At 59.3% G+C, this 13,616-nt stretch carries 14 protein-coding genes; 4 read left to right on the top strand and 10 right to left on the bottom strand.

What is annotated here, in order from left to right; translation table 11 throughout:
• Positions 1-80: 80 nt before the first annotated feature.
• Both ddh and EOHIBHHM_RS23630 read left to right on the top strand, forming a co-directional pair.
• On the top strand, positions 81-1,016 hold the full coding sequence (gene ddh, locus EOHIBHHM_RS23635) for a D-2-hydroxyacid dehydrogenase (RefSeq protein WP_497258425.1): 936 nt from the start codon (positions 81-83) through the stop codon (positions 1,014-1,016).
• 277 nt (positions 1,017-1,293) lie between these two features.
• Positions 1,294-3,081 (top strand): 5'-nucleotidase C-terminal domain-containing protein, encoded by a 1,788-nt coding sequence (locus tag EOHIBHHM_RS23630; protein WP_497258423.1) that lies wholly within the window; start codon positions 1,294-1,296, stop codon positions 3,079-3,081.
• 74 nt (positions 3,082-3,155) lie between these two features.
• Here EOHIBHHM_RS23630 and EOHIBHHM_RS23625 read toward each other — a convergent pair whose 3' ends face one another.
• Positions 3,156-3,464 (bottom strand): DUF488 family protein, N3 subclade, encoded by a 309-nt coding sequence (locus EOHIBHHM_RS23625; protein WP_497258837.1) that lies wholly within the window; start codon positions 3,462-3,464, stop codon positions 3,156-3,158.
• A gap of 415 nt (positions 3,465-3,879) precedes the next feature.
• Here EOHIBHHM_RS23625 and sugE point away from each other — a divergent pair, with 415 nt between their 5' ends.
• Positions 3,880-4,203 carry a quaternary ammonium compound efflux SMR transporter SugE gene (sugE, locus tag EOHIBHHM_RS23620; RefSeq protein ID WP_497258421.1) on the top strand — a complete coding sequence of 108 codons (324 nt, stop codon included), beginning with the start codon at positions 3,880-3,882 and terminating at the stop codon, positions 4,201-4,203.
• Between the two features lie 28 nt (positions 4,204-4,231).
• Here the strand turns inward: sugE and EOHIBHHM_RS23615 are convergent, their stop codons facing one another.
• The 6 genes from EOHIBHHM_RS23615 to EOHIBHHM_RS23590 form a co-directional block, all read right to left on the bottom strand.
• Positions 4,232-4,696 (bottom strand): nucleoside deaminase, encoded by a 465-nt coding sequence (locus tag EOHIBHHM_RS23615; RefSeq protein ID WP_497258419.1) that lies wholly within the window; start codon positions 4,694-4,696, stop codon positions 4,232-4,234.
• A 31-nt stretch (positions 4,697-4,727) separates the two neighbouring features.
• The gene (locus tag EOHIBHHM_RS23610) at positions 4,728-5,462 is read right to left on the bottom strand and encodes a uroporphyrinogen-III synthase (protein WP_497258417.1); all 735 of its coding nucleotides are present in this window, start codon (positions 5,460-5,462) and stop codon (positions 4,728-4,730) included.
• A gap of 80 nt (positions 5,463-5,542) precedes the next feature.
• Positions 5,543-5,884, bottom strand: a complete 342-nt coding sequence (locus EOHIBHHM_RS23605) for a hypothetical protein (protein ID WP_497258415.1) — start codon at positions 5,882-5,884, stop codon at positions 5,543-5,545.
• Between the two features lie 70 nt (positions 5,885-5,954).
• Positions 5,955-7,256 (bottom strand): glutamate dehydrogenase GdhB, encoded by a 1,302-nt coding sequence (gdhB, locus tag EOHIBHHM_RS23600; protein ID WP_497258413.1) that lies wholly within the window; start codon positions 7,254-7,256, stop codon positions 5,955-5,957.
• A 2-nt stretch (positions 7,257-7,258) separates the two neighbouring features.
• Positions 7,259-7,402 carry a rubrerythrin-like domain-containing protein gene (locus tag EOHIBHHM_RS23595; RefSeq protein ID WP_497258411.1) on the bottom strand — a complete coding sequence of 48 codons (144 nt, stop codon included), beginning with the start codon at positions 7,400-7,402 and terminating at the stop codon, positions 7,259-7,261.
• A 113-nt stretch (positions 7,403-7,515) separates the two neighbouring features.
• Positions 7,516-10,398, bottom strand: coding sequence for a bacterio-opsin activator domain-containing protein (locus tag EOHIBHHM_RS23590; protein WP_497258409.1), 2,883 nt, complete (start codon positions 10,396-10,398; stop codon positions 7,516-7,518).
• Between the two features lie 259 nt (positions 10,399-10,657).
• On the opposite strand from EOHIBHHM_RS23590, the gene EOHIBHHM_RS23585 reads away from it, so the two are divergent.
• Positions 10,658-11,890, top strand: coding sequence for an MFS transporter (locus EOHIBHHM_RS23585; RefSeq protein ID WP_497258407.1), 1,233 nt, complete (start codon positions 10,658-10,660; stop codon positions 11,888-11,890).
• Between the two features lie 265 nt (positions 11,891-12,155).
• On the opposite strand, the gene EOHIBHHM_RS23580 is transcribed toward EOHIBHHM_RS23585, so the two are convergent.
• Genes EOHIBHHM_RS23580 through EOHIBHHM_RS23570 form a run of 3 tightly spaced genes read right to left on the bottom strand, consistent with a single transcriptional unit; the run spans position 12,156 to position 13,470 of the window.
• A complete protein-coding gene (locus EOHIBHHM_RS23580) occupies positions 12,156-12,629 on the bottom strand; it encodes a hypothetical protein (protein ID WP_497258405.1) in 474 nt (157 codons plus the stop codon).
• Positions 12,626-12,781, bottom strand: a complete 156-nt coding sequence (locus tag EOHIBHHM_RS23575; protein WP_497258403.1) for a hypothetical protein — start codon at positions 12,779-12,781, stop codon at positions 12,626-12,628. Before EOHIBHHM_RS23575 ends, EOHIBHHM_RS23580 begins: the two co-directional genes overlap by 4 nt.
• On the bottom strand, positions 12,781-13,470 hold the full coding sequence (locus tag EOHIBHHM_RS23570) for a DUF6166 domain-containing protein (RefSeq protein ID WP_497258401.1): 690 nt from the start codon (positions 13,468-13,470) through the stop codon (positions 12,781-12,783). The genes EOHIBHHM_RS23575 and EOHIBHHM_RS23570 overlap by 1 nt, the downstream gene beginning before the upstream one ends.
• Positions 13,471-13,616 lie beyond the last annotated feature (146 nt).

The following is a 13,616-nucleotide window of genomic DNA, read 5'->3' as shown; positions in this document are numbered from 1 at the left end:
TCACAACTCTGAACTTGGTTGTAGTACCCGTCCTGTTCCGGTTCGTTTCACACCCTTGAATACCCATTCGACTGAATACGATGAGTATGGAAGTCTCGAATATCGCCGTCGACGAGTCCGTCTCGACCGTCTTTCCCCCCGAACAGCTGCGGGACGTTCTCACGGACATCGTCGACGTGGCAATCATCGATGCTGGTGCCGGCTCGCTCGAGCCGTACGACGCTGTCGTCACAATGGGCTATCACGAGAGCTACCTCGAGGGAGTCGACTGGATACACTCGATTCAGGCTGGTGTGGATCGCTTCCCCTTCGACGAGTTGCGCGAGCATGGGGTGATCCTCACGAACAGCAGTGGCATCCACGGTCCGGCGGTCGGCGAGACCGTCGCTGGATACATGCTCTCGTTCGCACGTCGACTGCTGCCAGCCGTGAAATCGCAGACTCAGCGGGAGTGGTCGCCCCCTGCATGGGACGACGCCTATACGCTGGCAGACGAGCAATGTTGCATCGTCGGGCTAGGGACGCTCGGACGGGGCATCGTGGAGCGGGCGTCCGCGCTCGGACTCGACGTCGTCGGCATTCGTCGCTCCGGCGACCCTCTCGACGGGGTTCGAACAGTCTACACACCGGATGACCTCCATACGGCGATCCGGGATTCGAAGTTTGTCGTGCTCGCAGTTCCACTCGTCGACGAGACTCGCCATCTCATGTCCACCGAAGAATTCGCCGCGATGCGCGACGACGCGATTCTGATTAATGTCGCACGTGGCCCCGTAGTCGACCAGGCGTCGCTCGTCGACGCTCTCAAAGCAGGGGAGCTCGGTGGCGCTGCGTTCGATGTTTTCGAGACGGAACCGCTGCCCGAGGAGTCACCGCTCTGGGATCACGAGGACGTTCTCATCACCCCTCACTGCGCGGGGTTTACCAAGGACTATTATCGGAACGTCGCGGACCTTGTCCGGGAGAACCTCGCCCACATCGACGCCGGCGAGGACCTCGTCAATCGGATCGTATAGATAGGCACTCACGGCCGCTCACTCACCATTGAGTACCACTCTCAGACAATAATGCGGAGACGGTTCCTCGTGGCTACCTGAAGGGTGATTTGATTACAGTCACACCAACCAATGTTCGGGGTAACTTATACACTTGAATCAGCCGTTTCCTTCATTCAGCGCTCCTATCTTCTCCCTGTATTCGTCTGGATGGGGGCTCGTCATAGGACTGCCCTCTCTATCGAATCTCGCCCCAAATCTATGAGGACATTGCGGTCGAAGATTCACTTGCTTTAGCATGAGCCAGGAGATTCCCAGCAGTCAGTGGCGGCATCTCGACGGTGGTCTGGCTGAAGAGCGTGACGATAGTGGCGACCCAGATTTCGTGTTCGCCCATGTGAGTGATCTCCACGGGCAACTGGCCCCGCGTCACCAGGTCTATTATGATAACTCGACGTCAAAGCCTGCCTTCGACTTCGGGGGCGACGATCGAGTGATCGAACGAGGGGGTGGTGTGCCGCTCTTGTCAGCGAAGCTCACCGAACTCCGGGACGAATACGATGTCTGTACGTTGATGAGTGGCGATACGTTTCACGGCTCAGCCGCCACAACCTATACGAACGGGCACGTGATGCTCGCTCCAATCAACGAGCACGTCAAGCCAGACATCTACGTGCCAGGTAACTGGGACTACTCCAACGAGGCAGCGGAGGACGGAAATTTCCGTGATCTAATGGAGGGACTCGATGCTCCCGTTCTTGCAAACAATCTCTACGACTGGGAGACAAACGATCGACTGTACGACGAGTATGCAATCTTGGACGTCGCTGGCACATCGATCGGAATCGTCGGGATGACGAACCCATACGTCGACCGGATGGCCCCTGCGTTCCACGAAGGAAAGTACCGATTCGGGAAACACCCGGCGCTTCTCGAGGAATCCGCTCGGAAAGTACGCGAGGACGGAGCGGAGGTCGTCGTCGCGGTCACCGAGATTGGCCTACCCTGGATGGTGCAGGCAGCCAAGGACTGCACGAACGTGGATCTGATGTTCAGCGCCCACACCCACGAGTACACGTACGATCCGATTGTCATCGAGGGAACTGAGACTGTCGTCGTCGAGTCTGGGATGGGCGAAGCGCTCGGCCGCGTCGACCTCCGAGTTCGTGACGGCGAGATCCAGTTTCGACACCACCTTTACTGCCTGACCGAGAACGGCGACCGTACACCGGACCCGGATCCAGCGGCGATGGAGACCGTCGAGTCGGCACGGGAACCGTTCTTCGAGGACGAACCGGCGTTCGAGCGCGGAGCTGGAACACTCGACCGCCCCCTGGACACCGTCGTTGGACGCACAAAACAACCGCTCTATCGTCAGGCGTTTCTGGAGAGCGCATGGAACACACTGTTCAACGACGCGCTTCGCGCACACTTCGGTGCTGACCTCGCGGTATCCCACGGATTTCGGTACGGGACTGCCGTTCCGCGTGGAGAGATCACGCTCGAAGAACTGTACACGTTCTTCCCGATGGCGACGCCCGTCGCCCGAGGGGTCGCGTACGGCCAACAGCTCACGAATCAGATGGAAGCGTTCCTCGTGGACAACTTCACACCGTACCCCTACGACCAAGAGGACGGCCGAGTCCGGAACTACTCCTCGAACGTGGAGGCGACGATCGACCCGACCGCCAAGCGTGGCCGTCGCCTCGTGGAAATGCGGATCGACGGCGAAGTGATCGACCCAGAGGAAACCTACTCGGTGGCGACCTTCCGTCAGCCCGGTGCTCCTGAGCGCGATCTCGGCAACTGCGGGTTCCCATTCCAAGAAGTGACGGTCGACCACGGAACGATACCGGTAGACGTCATCGTCGACTACCTCGACGAACACTCCCCAGTCGACTACGAAGTAATGGGGTTAATCGAGACGACGGACGATGGCGGTGACGCCCAGAACACGCCGGCGGATGGGCCCTATCCATTCATTCAACCGGGTGTCGACTACGATGGCGGCAAGTCGTACTGTGAGACGTCGATGATCCCCAGTGGAAACGAATTCCCGATCGAGGGGCGAAATCGCTACCGGTAGTCACACCGAACGTGTACTAGGTAGACGTCAGAGGTGGTATTCGAACAGCGGAACGCATGGGACTGAATGACTGACTACAGTTGTGCAGCGAGGTAGTCTTCGAGAAGTGTTCGATGACACCGTTTCTGGTCGGTATTTTCGAAACAGACTAAGACGAGGTGTTCACCGTCCCGGAGCCTGTTCGTGAGTTCAGCGACTGCCTCCTGAGCATCCGTAACTTCGGTAAGATGTGTTCGGTACCGGTCTTCGACTCCAACCTCGTCCCAGACAGCATTATGCGCGCCTTCGTCACACATCCCCTGCATTTTGAAATGCTCGTGGCGTTGTTTGAACTCGTCGAGGAGGTCTGGAGGTGGTCCGAGTGCCGGGTAGTTCTCGTCGATTGTCGTTCTGAACTAGCCGGTTGGCCGTCGAACCACGCCCACGAGCGTAGCCTCTGGGGAAACGTCCACGAGATCATGCTGTAGCGCTGCGACGTACGTATCCCCAAGGAGATCTGAGGTGGTCACGATCTCTGTCTTAGCCGTTCGGCGCCCAGCGTAGTCAACCTCCCGGTGGATGTCTATGGCTCCTGCCCGGTGGGAATTTTGTGATAGTTCGCAGATCGAGAATATGGCCGGCCTATGCTGTCGAGACTGTCAAGCAGGCAGGACGACCGACATCGCTTCGGCCAGCGGATTGACGCACTACTGCCGGAGTACAATCCAATTAGAGACTGCGCGTCCAACAGGTATCGAATCGACGGCTGTCTGTCGATATCGAAAGCTATAGTCCGATTTGTGAGCAAGAGCTAGGGGAATGTCGTGGCTCGTTCTCTTCGTCGCTGGCCTGTTCGAGATCGCGTGGGCGATTGGCTTGGAGTATTCTGACGGGCTCTCGGAACCGATCCCAACGGTTGGCACAGTCATCGCGCTCGTCATCAGTATGGTGTTACTCGCGAAAGCGATACAAGACCTGCCGATTGGAACCGCGTACGCTGTCTGGACGGGCATTGGCGCTGTCGGAACTGCTTCGCTCGGCATCGTGCTATTCGATGAGCCAGCGACGAGTGCTCGCCTCCTGTTTATTTCCGTGATTATCTTCGGGATTGTCGGCCTCCACCTCGTCTCTGGCGGCCACTAACAACGATTCATCGGACGGAGTTCGGCGGTTACCAGTCGTACTCCTGGTGGATCTGGCGGCCCTCCTCGTTCAACAGCGGTCCGATATCATCGCTGACGCCATCCAGGATTTCCCCGCATCGAACTGTTGGCTCGTTCCCGGTGAACGCCGCGACTTCATCACCCCCGACACTGTAGACGACGCACCCGAACCCAGCTGTCACCATCCCGCCAGCACACATCGGACAGGGCTCGGTGCTCGTATACATGACCATCGCAGCACGCTCATCGGCGTCGTACTCTCGGCACGCACGAAACGCGAGGTGGAGCTCGGGATGGCGCCGGATATCCGTCTCTGTTCGCACACGATTTGATTCGGCCATGATGACGGTATCATCGTGGACGAGAACGGATCCGAACGGCTCGTCGCCGCGGGCCGCAGCCTCACGCGCAAGCTCAAAGGCGTCACGCATGTGCGACTCGTGTGAAAACTCCTCGAACAGGGGCGTGGTCATGGTTGTGTAGTGGGTTATGAGGAATCGGAAGTTAATTGCGGGTGGCGATTTCCTCCACAGTGTGTTCTGCGAGCTGGGAGAACCCAACTGTGTCTGGCATCACGTCCACCGTGATGTTGTGGTCCCGAATCGCACGGGCCGTTGGCGGCCCGATAGCCCCGATACATGTCTCCGCGACTCCCTGCTTGAGTGCGGAAACACCGTCTTGTTCGGCGGCGATTTCACAGAAATGGTCCACTGTTCTCGGTGACGTGAATAGTATTCCATCGAGTTGACCGTCAATTGCTTTCGTGACTGACCGACCTGCTGTGTCTGGTCGCTCCAAGCGGTACAATTGCGTTTCGTGAACATCTGCACCGGCGGCCTCTAATCCCTGTATCAATACATCGCTGCCGTGGGCGCTACGAGCGATCTCGATAGTCGATCCGTCAACTTCAGCTGCGAGTTCCTCAACGAGGCCTGCGGACGTGAACGTCGACGGCATGAGGTCGACTGGCACGCCGTAGTCTCGTAATGCCGACGCGGTCTGCTGGCCGACGGCACACACGGTTGAACCGCTCGGATACCACTCATGTTCTGCTGCGATCTGTACTCCGGTCCGGCTTGTGAAGATGCAATAGTCTGCTGTCACAGGCGTCGCCCCAGTCGGTCGGATCGTCAGCATAGGATCTGCGACTGGTGACACGCCGAGTGCGCGGAGATATTCGACTGCCTCGGCAACACGATTGTCATCGGGTCGAAGGACCGCTACAGTCGGCTTGGTCATACTTCGAGAGGTGGCGCTATTGAAGATGTTTGTATTGGAATTCATGCGTAATTAGCTGCGCAATCCGTATTTTCTGGACTCTACACCGGTCCGAGTTCAGCAAGCCACGTCAGGACTGGACCGGCCGTAACTCGGACCGTGGCTGCGCCGAATCCAAAGGCGATGAGACTCATCAAAAGGACGAACTCGGCGTTGGCATCCTTCATACTCGCCAGGAGTGTGAGAAACGTGAGTGACCCGGAGAGCAGACAGATGAGTCCCCCGATGAGAAAGCTCAGACTGGTGAACACCGGGTCTGAGAAACTCATTACTGGGAATGGGGGCGTATAGACACCGGTTACATAGAGGGCAATACCGATGGTCAGATACCCGACAAAGCCGGCCACTGTCACTACGCTTCCAACCGATGCCAGCCGGAACACACGATACAGCCCTCGCTCAAGCGGCGTCGATGGGTGCCACGTCCGAAGAGCGGAGGGGTGAGGCATCTGGCTACGGCCACAACCCACGTGCTTCATGCGCCTCAGCAATGCGGGACAGTGCCACGATGTAGGCTGCATCACGCCACGTAACGTCACGCTGCTCGAACTCCGATCGAACCGCATCCCAAGCAGCCTGCATCTCCGCTTCGAGTTCGTCGTTCACCCGTTCGAGCGACCACGCTCGCCGATTGATGTCCTGGAGCCACTCGAAATAACTCACCGTGACACCGCCTGCGTTGGCGAGAATATCGGGAATCACAGCGACATCCCGGTCAGCGAGAATCGAATCAGCCGTGGACGTTGTCGGGCCGTTTGCACCTTCGACGACAAGATCTGCGGCGATTACGTCCGCATTCTCTTTCGTGATGACGTTCCCCAGGGCGGCCGGAATGAGCACGTCAACGTCGAGCGTGAGCAACTCATCGTTCGAAATCACGGTATCCGCGTATGTGGTGACGGCTTCCGGCTCCTCGTCGTGCGACGGGACTACGGCCGTATCGATCCCGTCTGGCTCGTACATCGCTCCATTCACGTCGCTGATCGCGACGATGGTCGCACCCCAGTCGTCAAGGAGCCGGGCTGCATTCGCCCCGACACTCCCGTACCCTTGAACTGCTACAGTAGTATCCTCGAGCTGCCGGTCGTAGTACTCACACACTAGTTGCGTGATGATCGCGACACTCCGTCCGGGGGCTTCCTCGCGTCCTTCGCTCCCGCCGATCACCGGCGGCTTCCCGGTGACGACCCCCGGTGTCGTCTCGCCTTCCTGCATCGAATACGCGTCCATCAACCACGCCATCGTCTGAGGATCCGTACCCATGTCGGGGGCGGGAATATCCTGATTGGGGCCGATGACGTCACGAAGTTCCTGTGCGAATCGCCGGGTGAGCCGCTCTTTTTCCTCGGCACTCAGCTCCTTTGGGTTGACCGCGACACCACCTTTGGCCCCGCCGAAGGGGAGATCCATAACCGCGCACTTCCAGGTCATCCACATGCCGAGGCCGACACATTCGTCGCGGGTGACGTCGGGGTGGTACCGGAGTCCGCCTTTATATGGGCCTCTGACACTGTCGTGCTGGGCTCGATATCCCGTGAACACCTCGACCGTCCCGTCATCCCGCTCGATGGGGATCGTTACCTCGTGGACCTTTTTAGGATATTTGAGCCGTTCGACGATATTCGGGCCAATATCGAGATGGGTGGCAGCATGGTACAGCTGGCGGCGGGCCGTTTCGAGTGCCGACTCGGGTTCGGTCGAATCTGCTGTCTCGTCGCCTGACTCGTCGCGGGTACTATCGGATTTCGATGCCATGGTCATTCGAGCGGCATTAGACGATTTCGCATTGGTCCGCCACAGTCCGGACACCGACTAGGGCTGTTCACAGCAATGATGATACTGCCACACTCGAAGCACTCGTAGGGAGTTTCTTCGTTCGTTTTAGGGTCGACATCTCTCATTATGAGTTCACGAGCGCCGCCAGGTGGAATGGCGCACTCTAGGGATGCATAATAAGTGTATAAGGGAAAGCTCAGCCATTGACTACTAAACAAGCCACTGGCCCGTGGGTTTGTTATTTAACCGTCTTGGCGGGCGAGGCTACATGGAGATTGTTTTCGTCGAAGAGCGTTGCGAACAGCTTGCGCTGGACGGTCCGGGCGTGCTGATAGAACGCAGGCGGGGAGATGCCGAGTGTCTCCGCAATTTCTTCGCCCGTGCTCTCGCGTGGCGATTCGAAGAAGCCACTGTAGTACGCCGTCTGAATCACCTCCAGTTGCCGCTCTGTCACTGTATCGAGGAATTTCGAGTAGAGGTTGTGTTCTGCAGTTTGATCGAGTGTCTGCTTGGCGCGGAGTTCGACATCAGTGAAGGTCTCACGGACGAGTTGCATGATCGGCCGGACGTCGATGCTGTCCGGGATATCAATGACGAGCGTCGTTGTGGTCGGATCAGCAGTCGCTTCGCGGAAGACGGCACCGTGATCGGCCAGTTCTAAGGCGAGAAACGGCTGTGTGAGCCGGAGCCGCAGTACACCCCCCTCACCATCCGCGCTGATCTGTTGCACCTCGTCGATACCGACTAACTGCGAGGCGGCGTCTGTGACGTCAGCTACTGCCCCGTCTTCGACGGTCACAAACACGTAGCTGCCTTCCGTAGATTGCTGGACGCCACCCTGATACGAGAGGGTGCACCCCGCATCCTGTGCGAGCCGTGAGAGCACAAACGTTGGGTCGTCGATAGTAAATTCGATGCGTGTCATCGACGTCGTGAGCAGGGCATTCTTCCGTTCGATTGCACTGAGGGCGGATGCAATGGTTCCGCCGAGTTCGGCCAGGACAGCCTTTGCCGTCTCATCGAATGCACTCTGGGTCGGTGCGTACACCGTCAACACGCCGTGCGTGAGGTCGTTGTACACGAGTGGGATGCTCAATACGGACAGATAGTCCCGGGAGATAGCGTCTTTCCGCCACGCTTCGTCACGGAGACCAGCAGCGACGTTCGTCACCATCGTCACATCGCCAGTGGCTGCGGTTTGGCCGGCGGGTTCTGCACCCGACGCTTGGACGGCGAACGACTGACTATCTAAATACCCCTGTTCGGTGCCGGCCCAGGCCCGTGGCTCGAGGGTGTCACTCGTCGGATCGATCGTCCCAATCCAGGCGAATCGGAATCGATCGTCGGCGGTCAACAACTCACAGACTGTGTGATCGATTTCCTCGCGCGTCTCTGCCTGTACGAGGGCTTGATCGATTTCCCGGATCGTCTCGTTGATACGGTTCAGGGCGGTTAGCTGCTCGTTTTGCGTCTGGAGTGTTCGATCCTGTTCCCGGAGTCGTGATTCCCGTGTGACGCGGTCGAAGGCGGCTTCGGCAGTGGCCGCGAGCAGATCAGCTAACTCTCGCGTCACGCCGTCGAACGCACCGACCTGGTCCGAGCCCGCAACGAACACACCGTGGTTGCCGAGCGGGATGTAGGCCGCACTTCGGAGGTCAGTTGCTCGATTTTCGAGCCGGTCTGCGTCATGAACGTCGTCGAAGAACAGCGCCTCATCTTCGACGAAACTGTAGCTCGGAAGCGTTTCCCCGTCGGCGTGCACGGTCGGGAGTGGGCCGTTCAGCTCGGTCATCGTCGCCGAGTGGGCTGCGGGCCGAAGGTTGTTGGCCTCACCATCGAAGAGGTAGACCGCACTCGCATCGAGATCGAGCACACCTGGTGTATCGTTGACGACGTGCTGGGCGATTTCCTGGTGGGTTTCGGCGTACAGGAAATCGCGGGCCGTCTCGTGGAGCGTAGCGAGTGCTTCCTCGCGCTGCTTGCGTTTCGTGATATCCCGACAGCTAAAGAGGAGGGTGCCATCCTGAATGGAGACTTCGCGAACGTTGACGAGGAGCGTGTGCTCGCGCCCGGCTTTATCCGTCGCCGTCGTCTCGGTGTTCTTAAGGACACCGTCTTCCGCGAGTTCCTCCCGGTCAAAGAGGTCGTCGCCGAGGAGGGCGTCGATCGTCCCGAGGTCACGGATCTCATCGACTGTGTAGCCGAATATGAAGTGGACGTTGGGACAGACGTAGGTGTATTCGCCGTCTTCGTCCGTGATGAGGACGGTATCGGTCATGTTGTTGAGTGTGACGCGGTGGAGTTCTTCGGACTCTCTGAGATTCCGTTCTAGGTCGACGCGTTCGGTGATGTCAACGCCTTCAACGACGACCGAGACGAGGTCACCACGTTCGTTCTCGACGGGGCGGACAGAGAGGTCGATGACACGCGGATCATCGACTTCTGGCGGCTGTGGGACGACCGCGTTGCCGAATATCCCCTCGAGTGCTTTGTCCACGAGCTGGTGGACGTCTGTGTTCGTTGCATCGGCCTGTGACCACCACGGAAGCGTCCAGAACGGTTCGCCGACGATCGTGTCGACGTCTTCATCGACCATCTCTCGTGCTGTCGCATTCACACGGGCTAGTGCACCATCCGGGTCGAGCACCCACGTCGCAGTTCGCGAATCGTTGAAGATCGCGTCGAACTGTCTGGCCCGGTCTCGTTGCGTGGCCGACCGCTGTGCGGCCCGGATTGCACGCTCGGTGCGTTCGATGAGTTCGTCGGTCATCTGTGCTGGCGGGTCTGAGAGCGCGATGTAATCGGTGACACCGGCTTTGGTGGCCTCGCTGGCGATGGCTTCGCTCCCGGCAGTAGTTCCGAGGAGGACTGAGAGCGAAGGCGATTCCTTGCGGATTTCTCGGAGGAGGTCGAGTCCGGTTGTCTCTTCGAGTGCGTACTCGGTAATGAGACAGTCCGGGGGATGTGTTCGGATGGTGCCGATTGCCTCCGTCTTGGTTCGAACGTGTTGTACGCTGGCATCAGTCTGTTTCTCGAGCGTCGTGGCGAATTGCGTGAGCCACTCGTCTGTCCCGACGAGCAACACCGTCGACGAATCCAGAATGGGTGGGGAAGCGGTCATTATTCGACCATTGAGAGACGACGAATGGTCCTCTCGGGGTCGATTTGAATTCGCCTCCAGATCCGGTACTGGCCCGGGTCGGAATGTACGTCCATTGCTAGTTAACTATCTAACCGCCTCGCGCCAAAGACGTTTGTTGTTTAACTCCTTGAGATAGGGAGCGCGATACGGAATATGGAAACGCGATTATCGGGATTTCTCGCGGTCGACCAACTCTTCCCGATTTCAGCGATCCGCTATCCGACCAGACTCTCGAGGAATGACTACCCCCACCACGCATCCCGAAAACACCACGAGCAACAAACCGCAACAGCAGCGCCAGTCGGCGTGGAGACTCGTCGCTGGAGCGAGTCTCATCTCGATGGGGCTCGCTGCCTATGAGATCGTCCCGGCGAGTGTTACCCCGCTCATTCGCGACGCACTGAATATTGGGCCGACGATCGCAGGGTTTCTGGTCGGGGTCATGTTCGGCACCGCGGTGATCGCAAGCCTCCCAGCTGGAGCGGTGCTCGACCGGGCGGATTCCAGGACTGCGGTGGCACTCGCAGTGCTGACACTCGTTGTCGCCGGGACGTGGGGTTGGATCGGTGGGCGGCGAGGGGATTATCGATCAGTGGTTGCATCACGAGCGCTTGGTGGGGTCGCCTACGTCGTCGTCTGGAACGCTGGTATCGACATCGTGAGTCGGGCAGCGACCAGCGAGAATCGAGCAACCGCTGTCGGCATCTTCACCGCAAGTGGCCCAATCGGATTCGCGCTCGGTCAGGGGACCGGGCCACTGATTGCTCATCGGTTCGGGTGGCCCGCGATCTTTATCGCGTTCATAGGGCTCACAGTCGTCGGCCTCGTCTTGTTCTGGCCGGCCAGTCGCGGACTCGGAACGAGCCGGGGAGATGCTCCCTCGATTCAAGAGTTCGGTGCGGTCCTCCAGAACCGGAGGGTCTGGTCGGTCGGGCTGCTCGGCTTTCTCGGCTATTCCCTGTACCTGTTCGTGAATAGCTGGGGTGCGTCGTATCTCACCACCGAACTTGGTCTGTCACTCGCAGTGAGTGGCCTTTTGGTGGCAGTGTTCCCCGCAATCGGGGTGGTCTCCCGGATCAGTAGTGGCCTCCTGTCTGATCGTGTCTTCGGTGGCCGTCGCCAACCCATCGTCCTTGGATCCTTCGCAGTTGCGGCTCCGCTCGTGCTCGTCTTTACTCGGTTTCGGTCGCTCCCACTGCTCGTCGTGCTCTTACTCCTCACTGGATTTGCGGTCCAGCTGACGCTCGGCCTGTCCTTTACGTACGTCCGGGAGGTGGTTGATTCGCGGGTCGCTGCGACAGCGGTTGCGTTCCAGACGAGCATTGGGTTGGCAGGCGCGTTCCTTGCCCCGATTGCAGGCGGCGTTGTTGTCGATCTGGCCGGCTTCGATACGGCGTTCCTCCTCGCTGGACTCCTCGCTCTCTGCGGGATTGCAGTCGCGTGGCGAGCACCTGAGCCAGCGCGCTTGTAGCAAAATCCCCGCTATCGAACGGCGTCGACACCCGATAGCACAAACACAGCTACGACGACGTGTCCCGGTCGTTGCTGAGTCTCACCTGGGTCGTTCATCACGGCTGCGAAACACTCGTTGAAGTCACTTTCTCGCTGTTTGGATGCTTGAGAAATTCGTTGCAGTCGCCACTGAGGCATTCGACACCTACCAATTCTTGAGATTAACCATCGGCTTGCCGATGCCGGCGTACCTGCTCTGGATTCGGCACCCACGGATGGGCATCTCAGCAGTGGAGGGCGTGGTCTCGTGGTGTGTCGAACAGCGCCTCCCAAGACCCACACTCGTAGATCGTCTCGGGCCAGCGTTCGGTGACGAACATCACGGTCGCCGTCGTTCTGACTGGGTCTGGGGCGGTCGACCGCCGAACGTAGTCGTACCCGATCACCGTCCGTCGACGAAGAGCTGACCGCGTCAGCCGGACGGGCTTGTCCGCCGGGAGATACACCCAGCGGACGAACGCCGCTTCTGAATCCTTCGCCGAGGGGTGGAGAATGAACCATCGGTCGTGCTCGTCGCGGTACAGGCACCGTTCAGTACCTCGGTTCTGAAGATAGAGCGGCTCGCCACGACCGGGGATTAGCCGAAGTCCCACGGTCGGCGAGATCGGGCTGAGAAGCCGCTCTTCCAGCGTGAGTGAGCTGGATTCACTGGACGACGTCTCGTCCTTGAACTCGTCGAGCGTCGCTTCGACGGTCATGAGTCGCCGGGACTCGACTCGTCTGGGCCTTCCCCCTGTGTTCGCTCGTGCCGGTCGTTGTATCGCTTGAGTTTCCGGCCGATGCACTCCAGTGCCTCGACAGCCTGTTCGATCAGCTGGTAGGTAGTTCGGGAGAGACGAAGAGCGTCCATCAGGTGTCCTCCTCGTCCGGTTCGACGAGGTCGTTGCTCTCAGCGACGAGTTCCTCCACGGCGGACGCAGGATCTGCTTCGACCGGCAGCGTTCGATGATCGAGCGGAGCGGGATACGCGCGGTGGCCCTGTGCACAGAGTATGAGCAGCCACTCCTCGCTTCCGTCGCCGAGGACGACGTAGTGGTCAATGTCCTGGCGCTGGAAGAGTGTTCGATCTGTCCGGCTGACGGCACTCCAATTCGCCGGCAGCGACGTCGACGAGACGCCATCGTCCGGCGTGAGGGCGTGATGTTCGTTGAACTCGGCGAGTGCGGCCTCGATGACGTCACCGGTGAGATGCCAGCAGTCGGCCGGGCCATCACACACCAGCTGACTCACGACCGCATTGCGGAACTGGATGTAGTGCTGGTGAGCGACGCTCTCGTCGTCGTAGTAATCGAGGAGGAGTGCACAGGCGAGTTGCGCCGGGCCGCTCCCCGTATAGCCCCAGTCGAATCCTCCCGGGCTGTGTCGCACGAGTTCGAGGTTCCGATCCGGAGTGAGGCGCTCATGGTCGGTGAGCTTCAGCACCAGCGGCGTCCCGTCGACGCGCAGCCCGACGTATTCGACGTGATCTCGATTCGCCTGCGACCGCGCCTGAGAGCCAGACGCGTCACTACCGCTCTTGTTCAGTGGACTTCCCGTCATAGGTCGAATGCAGGGAGTTCGATCCCCCCGCACCCCTCTCAGGGGGTTAGAAACGAGTACTCGGAACACTCGGTCCGGCAGGCTTTTGCGTTGGCTCACCGGATTTGGATCTGTCACGGCTTCTCGCAGTCCCGGGTATCGCTACC

It is taken from the genome of Halogranum roseipondis, from assembly GCF_059695585.1.
Note: the sequence above shows the minus strand (reverse complement) of the source record. Positions and strands in the feature narration are given on the sequence as shown.

Excerpts from the sequence above, each read along its gene's own strand:
- ddh (WP_497258425.1), top strand. The coding sequence starts at position 81 with ATGAGTATGGAAGTCTCGAATATCGCCGTCGACGAGTCCGTCTCGACC.
- EOHIBHHM_RS23630 (WP_497258423.1), top strand. The coding sequence starts at position 1,294 with ATGAGCCAGGAGATTCCCAGCAGTCAGTGGCGGCATCTCGACGGTGGT.
- sugE (WP_497258421.1), top strand. The coding sequence starts at position 3,880 with ATGTCGTGGCTCGTTCTCTTCGTCGCTGGCCTGTTCGAGATCGCGTGG.
- EOHIBHHM_RS23615 (WP_497258419.1), bottom strand. The coding sequence starts at position 4,696 with ATGACCACGCCCCTGTTCGAGGAGTTTTCACACGAGTCGCACATGCGT.
- EOHIBHHM_RS23610 (WP_497258417.1), bottom strand. The coding sequence starts at position 5,462 with ATGACCAAGCCGACTGTAGCGGTCCTTCGACCCGATGACAATCGTGTT.
- gdhB (WP_497258413.1), bottom strand. The coding sequence starts at position 7,256 with ATGGCATCGAAATCCGATAGTACCCGCGACGAGTCAGGCGACGAGACA.
- EOHIBHHM_RS23595 (WP_497258411.1), bottom strand. The coding sequence starts at position 7,402 with ATGAGAGATGTCGACCCTAAAACGAACGAAGAAACTCCCTACGAGTGC.
- EOHIBHHM_RS23590 (WP_497258409.1), bottom strand. The coding sequence starts at position 10,398 with ATGACCGCTTCCCCACCCATTCTGGATTCGTCGACGGTGTTGCTCGTC.
- EOHIBHHM_RS23585 (WP_497258407.1), top strand. The coding sequence starts at position 10,658 with ATGACTACCCCCACCACGCATCCCGAAAACACCACGAGCAACAAACCG.
- EOHIBHHM_RS23580 (WP_497258405.1), bottom strand. The coding sequence starts at position 12,629 with ATGACCGTCGAAGCGACGCTCGACGAGTTCAAGGACGAGACGTCGTCC.
- EOHIBHHM_RS23575 (WP_497258403.1), bottom strand. The coding sequence starts at position 12,781 with ATGGACGCTCTTCGTCTCTCCCGAACTACCTACCAGCTGATCGAACAG.
- EOHIBHHM_RS23570 (WP_497258401.1), bottom strand. The coding sequence starts at position 13,470 with ATGACGGGAAGTCCACTGAACAAGAGCGGTAGTGACGCGTCTGGCTCT.